The organism is Mesorhizobium sp. P2_F7 (assembly GCF_056403695.1).
The window spans coordinates 1-1,171 of the sequence record NZ_JBFUFA010000037.1 but is presented as its reverse complement, the minus strand read 5'-3'; the positions used below and the strand labels follow the sequence as shown (position 1 = coordinate 1,171).

Below are 1,171 nucleotides of genomic sequence, written 5' to 3'. Positions count from 1 at the left end.
GGGCCCGTTGCGTTATTAGGCTTTGGACGCCTGGAGAGACAGCAGGGGCGCATCGAGGTGCTTTCCGGCGCGGGTTTGCGGCCGGATGGGGTAGGAGTTGGCGTATTCGGTGGGTTTCGGGCGCACTGCGACCCAGGCTCAGGTGGCCAGCGTTACCCAGCGGCGCATGTTGAAGGCGATGGCCGCGATGAGGACCTGTCCTGCCGCCTTGGCCAGGCCGCGATAGCGGATGGCGCAAAGTCGCATGCGGTTCTTCAAGGTGGCGAAGGTCGTCTCGACGGCAAAGCGTTGCCGGGCGATCAGCTGGTTGAACTGCTTCAGGCGTGCCGGCAGGCGCGGATGATGCTTGTTGGCTCGCCGCATCAACCGCGGCTTGATCCCGCGCTGCCTCAGCGACAGCTCGCGCGCCTTGGTGTGATAGGCCGCATCCGCCAGCACCGCGCCTTCGTCGCCACAGATCAGATGATCCGCTTCGACCGTGTCGTTGACGTTGGCCGCTGTCGTCCTCACCCGGCGGATCAGGCCAGAACCCTGGTCGACACCGACATGGGCCTTGTAGCCGTAAGAGGAGCCAGGCTTGCCCTGCCGGCGTGTAAAGCCGGCATCGGGATCGCCGATCTCGCCTACCTCCTGCGCGGCCCCACTGGGTGGCCGCGCCGCCGCAGTCTCGATCACCGTGGCATCGAGCATCGTGCCGCGCCGCAGGATCAGCCCGGCTTTGTCCAACTGATGGTCCAGTTCGCCAAACAGCTTCTCCAGAAGCCCGGCCTCGACGAGAAGACTGCGAAAGCGGTTGAGCGTGGTGTGGTCGGGCACCGTCTCCTCGAGCGTCAGCCCAACGAAGCGGCGGAACGACAGCCGATCGGCGAGCGCCTCCTCCAGTTCGCTGTCCGACAGCCCATACAAGGACTGCAGCAGAAGCGCCTTGAACATCACCAGCGAATTGTACGCAGGCCGCCCTGGCCCCGCCGGCGAGCGCAGCCGCGCCAGAATCTTCTCGAAGCGATACCACTTCACCAGCGACGACAGCCGGTCCAGCCGACCGCTCCGACCAAGACCCTGTGGCAGCAAAGCCTCCACAAAACTGAACTGACCGCTCGGCTTCGTCGTCATCGCAAAATCCCCGTTTCAAAAACAGGGAATCACATCCATCCAATTTTGCAACAGTCCC

The 1,171-nt window shown here is 64.2% G+C and carries 1 protein-coding gene; it reads right to left on the bottom strand.

What is annotated here, in order from left to right; translation table 11 throughout:
* Nucleotides 1-138: 138 nt before the first annotated feature.
* Nucleotides 139-1,113 (bottom strand): IS5 family transposase, encoded by a 975-nt coding sequence (locus AC1DZ8_RS33300; protein WP_477311264.1) that lies wholly within the window; start codon nucleotides 1,111-1,113, stop codon nucleotides 139-141.
* Nucleotides 1,114-1,171 lie beyond the last annotated feature (58 nt).

What these genes read in the sequence shown, in the direction of transcription:
- AC1DZ8_RS33300 (WP_477311264.1), bottom strand. Translation starts at nt 1,113, where the DNA reads ATGACGACGAAGCCGAGCGGTCAGTTCAGTTTTGTGGAGGCTTTGCTG.